Origin of the sequence: Sphingomonas sp. CCH9-F2, from assembly GCF_001556735.1 — a bacterium.
GTDB classification, from domain to species: Bacteria; Pseudomonadota; Alphaproteobacteria; order Sphingomonadales; family Sphingomonadaceae; genus Sphingomonas; species Sphingomonas ginsenosidimutans.
Genome location: NZ_LSJO01000126.1, coordinates 1 through 5,618, shown reverse-complemented (window position 1 = coordinate 5,618; position 5,618 = coordinate 1). Strand labels below are relative to the sequence as shown.

General features: G+C 67.9%; 6 protein-coding genes and 2 pseudogenes. 4 read left to right on the top strand and 4 right to left on the bottom strand.

Annotated features, from left to right (window positions below; translation table 11 throughout):
* Positions 1 to 100 precede the first annotated feature (100 nt).
* Together AX685_RS03855 and AX685_RS03860 are read left to right on the top strand one after the other, a co-directional pair.
* Entirely contained in the window at positions 101 to 838 is a 738-nt protein-coding gene (locus AX685_RS03855) for a phosphatidylserine decarboxylase (protein WP_066485627.1), read from the top strand.
* Between the two features lies 1 nt (position 839).
* Complete coding sequence (locus AX685_RS03860) at positions 840 to 1,655, top strand: CDP-alcohol phosphatidyltransferase family protein (protein ID WP_066485629.1); 816 nt, start codon at positions 840 to 842, stop codon at positions 1,653 to 1,655.
* Here AX685_RS03860 and AX685_RS03865 read toward each other — a convergent pair.
* Complete coding sequence (locus AX685_RS03865; RefSeq protein WP_231738540.1) at positions 1,594 to 1,833, bottom strand: hypothetical protein; 240 nt, start codon at positions 1,831 to 1,833, stop codon at positions 1,594 to 1,596. The genes AX685_RS03860 and AX685_RS03865 overlap by 62 nt on opposite strands.
* A gap of 321 nt (positions 1,834 to 2,154) precedes the next feature.
* On the opposite strand from AX685_RS03865, the pseudogene rpsB (AX685_RS03870) reads away from it, so the two are divergent.
* Positions 2,155 to 2,757 (top strand): annotated as a pseudogene (gene rpsB, locus AX685_RS03870) (30S ribosomal protein S2); the annotation flags it as partial.
* 41 nt (positions 2,758 to 2,798) lie between these two features.
* On the opposite strand, the pseudogene rpsB (AX685_RS03875) reads toward rpsB (AX685_RS03870), so the two are convergent.
* A pseudogene (rpsB, locus tag AX685_RS03875) lies at positions 2,799 to 3,464 on the bottom strand (30S ribosomal protein S2); the annotation flags it as partial.
* Positions 3,465 to 3,785: 321 nt separating this feature from the next.
* Here rpsB (AX685_RS03875) and AX685_RS03880 point away from each other — a divergent pair.
* Positions 3,786 to 4,025, top strand: coding sequence for a hypothetical protein (locus tag AX685_RS03880; RefSeq protein WP_231738540.1), 240 nt, complete (start codon positions 3,786 to 3,788; stop codon positions 4,023 to 4,025).
* On the opposite strand, the gene AX685_RS03885 is transcribed toward AX685_RS03880, so the two are convergent.
* Complete coding sequence (locus AX685_RS03885) at positions 3,964 to 4,779, bottom strand: CDP-alcohol phosphatidyltransferase family protein (protein WP_066485629.1); 816 nt, start codon at positions 4,777 to 4,779, stop codon at positions 3,964 to 3,966. The two genes, AX685_RS03880 and AX685_RS03885, sit on opposite strands and share 62 nt — an antisense overlap.
* Before the next feature lies 1 nt (position 4,780).
* Positions 4,781 to 5,518, bottom strand: coding sequence for a phosphatidylserine decarboxylase (locus tag AX685_RS03890; RefSeq protein WP_066485627.1), 738 nt, complete (start codon positions 5,516 to 5,518; stop codon positions 4,781 to 4,783).
* Between the last annotated feature and the right edge of the window lie 100 nt (positions 5,519 to 5,618).

Sequence of the window (5,618 nt, the reverse complement as noted above, 5' to 3'; positions counted from 1 at the left end):
GGTCGATACGGGGAAGGGGGCGGGGGATCAAGGCACGCCGCCCACCACGCCGGCCGCGGGAAGCGTTGTCACCGCGCGCCGGGACCGATAGACCGCGGGCATGACTTCTCTCGACAAGCCGCCGCAGCACGGCGGGATTCCCGTCACCACGACCGTCAAATGGCGTTTCCCCGCCGTCCATCCGGAGGGGCAGAAATTCACCGCGATCGCGTTCGGCATCACGTTGCTGATGACGATCGTGTCGAAGGTGTTCTTCTGGCCGTTCCTGGGCATCACCCTGTGGGTGGCGGCGTTCTTCCGCGATCCGGTGCGCGCGACGCCGGTGGGCGACGATCTGATCGTCTCCCCCGCCGACGGACTGGTGACGATGATCGAGCGCGTGCCCGTCCCCCGCGAGCTGGTAGGCGATCTGGGCGAGGCGCCGATGGTGCGCGTGTCGGTGTTCATGTCGGTGTTCGACGTGCACATCAACCGATCGCCGATCGCGGGCACGATCCGGCAGGTCGTCTATATCTCGGGCAAGTTCCTCAACGCCGATCTCGACAAGGCATCGGAAGAGAACGAGCGCCAGCATTTCGTGGTCGAGGGGTTCGACGGGCGCAAGGTCGGCTTCACGCAGATCGCCGGGCTGGTCGCGCGGCGGATCGTCGCCTTCGCCAAGATCGGCGATATCGTCGGCGCCGGGCAGCGCGTCGGGCTGATCCGCTTCGGCAGCCGCGTCGACGTGTTCCTGCCGGAAGGCTGCGTACCGCAAGTGGCGCTGGGGCAGCGCGCGATCGCGGGCGAGACGGTGCTGGGCCGCTTCGGCGGCACCCCGGTCAGCGCGATCGCGCAATAGGATGCGCGCCCCGCTCCCCCGCCGGACGCTCGGCCGCCGCCCGGTCGGCGGACTGCCGCTGCGCTCGGTCGCCCCCAATGCGGTGACCGCGCTGGCGCTGTGTTCCGGCCTGTCGGGCATCCGCTTCGCCATTTCCGGGAATTGGGAACTGGCGGTGGTGATGGTACTGGTCGCGGGAGTGCTCGACGGGCTGGACGGGCGCGTCGCGCGGATGCTGCACGGCGAAAGCCGGTTCGGCGCTGAGCTGGATTCGCTGTCCGACGCGATCTCCTTCGGCGTGTCGCCGGCGCTGATCGTCTATCTGTGGTCGCTCAACACGCTGCCGCGGTTCGGATGGATGGCGGCGCTGGTGCTGGCGGTGTTCTGCGCGCTGCGGCTCGCCCGCTTCAACGCCGCAATAGATGCGGCTGAACAGCCGCACAAGTCGGCCGGATTCCTGACCGGCGTGCCCGCCCCGGCGGGCGCGGCGCTGGCGCTGCTGCCGCTGTTCCTGTGGTTCGTGACCGAGGCGCCGATCCTGCGCGATCCGCGGCTGGTGGCGCCATGGACGATCTTCGTCGCGCTGCTGATGGTGTCGAGCATCGCGACCTTTTCCTGGACGTCGCTGCGGCTGCGGCGCAACATCCGGTTCGAGGCGATCGCGGTCGTGGTCCTGGTGGGTGCCGCCGCGGTCAGCGCGCCGTGGCAGACCGCCGCGGCCGGCGGCGTCGCCTATCTGTTCGCGATCCCGTTCAGCATCGCAAGCTATGGCCGGATCAAGCGGCTTCGCGCTGGCGCACCGGCCGGCCCTGCACCGTCGACCCCGCCCAGCGCCTGACCGCGATCCGGCGTTCCGCCTGGACCAGCACCGCCAGCGGTTCGAACCGCGCCGTCTCCGGCTGGCCGCGCAGTACCGCGACGATGCGCGCCATGTTCGGCGCGAGCGTCGCGGCCATCGCATAGCCCGCCAGCGTCAGCGCGCCGCCGAAGATCATCACTGCCAGAACCATCGCCATCGTCCGCCTCCTGAAAATCCCACGCGAACCCGAGCACGCCAATCACCGGAATCCCTGCTTGGTTCCCGGACATTCGTTCCGAAGCGGCACTTTGTGTCGCAGCCCCGTAACGAAACCCGCCGTGAGTTCGCTCTCTGTTCCGACGTGTTGTTCCATCTCTGTTCCGGGGTGTCAAGCGGCAACGTGGCGCTTGTTTTCACCGACCGATTGCGCTAAGCGCGCCGCCTCAACCCCGCATGGGAAGCATCATCAACCGGTGCGCCGGCCTTCGAGGCACGCGTCACTCGCTTCCCAGAGGCTTAACCGGAAGGAACATATCCCATGGCGGCACCTGTCGTCTCGATGCAGCAGCTGATCGAAACCGGCGCGCACTTCGGCCACCAGACGCACCGCTGGAACCCGAAGATGAAGCCCTACATCTTCGGTGAGCGCAACGGCGTCCACATCATCGACCTGTCGCAGACCGTGCCGCTGTTCGCGCGCGCGCTGGAATTCGTGTCGCAGTCGGTGGCGTCGGGCGGCAAGGTGCTGTTCGTCGGCACCAAGCGCCAGGCGCAGGAGCCGGTCGCCGACGCCGCGCGCCGTGCCGGCCAGCATTTCGTCAACCACCGCTGGCTGGGCGGGATGCTCACCAACTGGAAGACGATCTCCAACTCGATCAAGCGTCTGAAGGCGCTGGAAGAGCAGCTGTCGGGCAACACCGCGGGCCTGACCAAGAAGGAAGTCCTGCAGCTGACCCGCGAGCGCGACAAGCTGGAGCTGTCGCTGGGCGGCATTCGCGACATGGGCGGCGTGCCGGACGTGATGTTCGTGATCGACGCCAACAAGGAAGAGCTGGCGATCAAGGAAGCCAACACGCTGGGCATCCCGGTCGTTGCGATCCTCGATTCGAACGTGTCGCCGGACGGCATCGCCTTCCCGGTGCCCGCCAATGACGACGCGGCACGCGCGATCCGCCTGTATTGCGAGGCGATCGCGATCGCCTCGCAATACAGGCGGATCGCGCGTGCCGCGTCGTCATTGGCGGGCACCGGGAAGGCGATGCCGTCCGGCGACACGTTCGAATCGAGGATCGCAACGACCGGGATGCCCAGCGTGTTGGCTTCCTTGATCGCCAGCTCTTCCTTGTTGGCGTCGATCACGAACATCACGTCCGGCACGCCGCCCATGTCGCGAATGCCGCCCAGCGACAGCTCCAGCTTGTCGCGCTCGCGGGTCAGCTGCAGGACTTCCTTCTTGGTCAGGCCCGCGGTGTTGCCCGACAGCTGCTCTTCCAGCGCCTTCAGACGCTTGATCGAGTTGGAGATCGTCTTCCAGTTGGTGAGCATCCCGCCCAGCCAGCGGTGGTTGACGAAATGCTGGCCGGCACGGCGCGCGGCGTCGGCGACCGGCTCCTGCGCCTGGCGCTTGGTGCCGACGAACAGCACCTTGCCGCCCGACGCCACCGACTGCGACACGAATTCCAGCGCGCGCGCGAACAGCGGCACGGTCTGCGACAGGTCGATGATGTGGACGCCGTTGCGCTCACCGAAGATGTAGGGCTTCATCTTCGGGTTCCAGCGGTGCGTCTGGTGGCCGAAGTGCGCGCCGGTTTCGATCAGCTGCTGCATCGAGACGACAGGTGCCGCCATGGGATATGTTCCTTCCGGTTAAGCCTCTGGGAAGCGAGTGACGCGTGCCTCGAAGGCCGGCGCACCGGTTGATGATGCTTCCCATGCGGGGTTGAGGCGGCGCGCTTAGCGCAATCGGTCGGTGAAAACAAGCGCCACGTTGCCGCTTGACACCCCGGAACAGAGATGGAACAACACGTCGGAACAGAGAGCGAACTCACGGCGGGTTTCGTTACGGGGCTGCGACACAAAGTGCCGCTTCGGAACGAATGTCCGGGAACCAAGCAGGGATTCCGGTGATTGGCGTGCTCGGGTTCGCGTGGGATTTTCAGGAGGCGGACGATGGCGATGGTTCTGGCAGTGATGATCTTCGGCGGCGCGCTGACGCTGGCGGGCTATGCGATGGCCGCGACGCTCGCGCCGAACATGGCGCGCATCGTCGCGGTACTGCGCGGCCAGCCGGAGACGGCGCGGTTCGAACCGCTGGCGGTGCTGGTCCAGGCGGAACGCCGGATCGCGGTCAGGCGCTGGGCGGGGTCGACGGTGCAGGGCCGGCCGGTGCGCCAGCGCGAAGCCGCTTGATCCGGCCATAGCTTGCGATGCTGAACGGGATCGCGAACAGATAGGCGACGCCGCCGGCCGCGGCGGTCTGCCACGGCGCGCTGACCGCGGCGGCACCCACCAGGACCACGACCGCGATCGCCTCGAACCGGATGTTGCGCCGCAGCCGCAGCGACGTCCAGGAAAAGGTCGCGATGCTCGACACCATCAGCAGCGCGACGAAGATCGTCCATGGCGCCACCAGCCGCGGATCGCGCAGGATCGGCGCCTCGGTCACGAACCACAGGAACAGCGGCAGCAGCGCCAGCGCCGCGCCCGCCGGGGCGGGCACGCCGGTCAGGAATCCGGCCGACTTGTGCGGCTGTTCAGCCGCATCTATTGCGGCGTTGAAGCGGGCGAGCCGCAGCGCGCAGAACACCGCCAGCACCAGCGCCGCCATCCATCCGAACCGCGGCAGCGTGTTGAGCGACCACAGATAGACGATCAGCGCCGGCGACACGCCGAAGGAGATCGCGTCGGACAGCGAATCCAGCTCAGCGCCGAACCGGCTTTCGCCGTGCAGCATCCGCGCGACGCGCCCGTCCAGCCCGTCGAGCACTCCCGCGACCAGTACCATCACCACCGCCAGTTCCCAATTCCCGGAAATGGCGAAGCGGATGCCCGACAGGCCGGAACACAGCGCCAGCGCGGTCACCGCATTGGGGGCGACCGAGCGCAGCGGCAGTCCGCCGACCGGGCGGCGGCCGAGCGTCCGGCGGGGGAGCGGGGCGCGCATCCTATTGCGCGATCGCGCTGACCGGGGTGCCGCCGAAGCGGCCCAGCACCGTCTCGCCCGCGATCGCGCGCTGCCCCAGCGCCACTTGCGGTACGCAGCCTTCCGGCAGGAACACGTCGACGCGGCTGCCGAAGCGGATCAGCCCGACGCGCTGCCCGGCGCCGACGATATCGCCGATCTTGGCGAAGGCGACGATCCGCCGCGCGACCAGCCCGGCGATCTGCGTGAAGCCGACCTTGCGCCCGTCGAACCCCTCGACCACGAAATGCTGGCGCTCGTTCTCTTCCGATGCCTTGTCGAGATCGGCGTTGAGGAACTTGCCCGAGATATAGACGACCTGCCGGATCGTGCCCGCGATCGGCGATCGGTTGATGTGCACGTCGAACACCGACATGAACACCGACACGCGCACCATCGGCGCCTCGCCCAGATCGCCTACCAGCTCGCGGGGGACGGGCACGCGCTCGATCATCGTCACCAGTCCGTCGGCGGGGGAGACGATCAGATCGTCGCCCACCGGCGTCGCGCGCACCGGATCGCGGAAGAACGCCGCCACCCACAGGGTGATGCCCAGGAACGGCCAGAAGAACACCTTCGACACGATCGTCATCAGCAACGTGATGCCGAACGCGATCGCGGTGAATTTCTGCCCCTCCGGATGGACGGCGGGGAAACGCCATTTGACGGTCGTGGTGACGGGAATCCCGCCGTGCTGCGGCGGCTTGTCGAGAGAAGTCATGCCCGCGGTCTATCGGTCCCGGCGCGCGGTGACAACGCTTCCCGCGGCCGGCGTGGTGGGCGGCGTGCCTTGATCCCCCGCCCCCTTCCCCGTATCGACC

What these genes read in the sequence shown, in the direction of transcription:
- AX685_RS03885 (WP_066485629.1), bottom strand. Translation starts at nt 4,779, where the DNA reads ATGCGCGCCCCGCTCCCCCGCCGGACGCTCGGCCGCCGCCCGGTCGGC.
- AX685_RS03880 (WP_231738540.1), top strand. Translation starts at nt 3,786, where the DNA reads ATGGCGATGGTTCTGGCAGTGATGATCTTCGGCGGCGCGCTGACGCTG.
- AX685_RS03855 (WP_066485627.1), top strand. Translation starts at nt 101, where the DNA reads ATGACTTCTCTCGACAAGCCGCCGCAGCACGGCGGGATTCCCGTCACC.
- AX685_RS03890 (WP_066485627.1), bottom strand. Translation starts at nt 5,518, where the DNA reads ATGACTTCTCTCGACAAGCCGCCGCAGCACGGCGGGATTCCCGTCACC.
- AX685_RS03865 (WP_231738540.1), bottom strand. Translation starts at nt 1,833, where the DNA reads ATGGCGATGGTTCTGGCAGTGATGATCTTCGGCGGCGCGCTGACGCTG.
- AX685_RS03860 (WP_066485629.1), top strand. Translation starts at nt 840, where the DNA reads ATGCGCGCCCCGCTCCCCCGCCGGACGCTCGGCCGCCGCCCGGTCGGC.